Raw genomic sequence first — 259 nt, 5'->3', positions numbered from 1 at the left:
GATGACCCTCAATTTGACTATGTCGCAGTAGATTCAAATGGCGCTGAAAGTACAGTCGAAACGGTGACGGTTGATATTGAAGAACCACAACAATATAACGTGACTAGTGCTGCGAGTAACGAGCCTTTATTTGCGGGCTCTGGGAATGATCTGCTTATTGGTGATAGCGATGACAATATTTTCACCTGGTTAGACTCTGCACTCGATAATGGTACAGACATCATTAAAGACTTTGAGCTTTATACCAATGGCTCTGGTG

Annotated in this window: 1 protein-coding gene; it reads left to right on the top strand. The window is 42.9% G+C overall.

Going from position 1 to position 259, the window contains the following annotated elements; translation table 11 throughout:
• The coding region (locus AB4512_RS25150; RefSeq protein WP_372176177.1) for a hypothetical protein at positions 1–259 on the top strand (259 nt) is incomplete at both ends.

It is taken from the genome of Vibrio sp. 10N.222.52.B7 (genome assembly GCF_041474275.1).
In the GTDB taxonomy this organism is placed as follows: domain Bacteria; phylum Pseudomonadota; class Gammaproteobacteria; order Enterobacterales; family Vibrionaceae; genus Vibrio; species Vibrio crassostreae_C.
The sequence above is the reverse complement of the archived record's forward strand: the minus strand, read 5'-3'. Positions and strand labels throughout refer to the sequence as shown.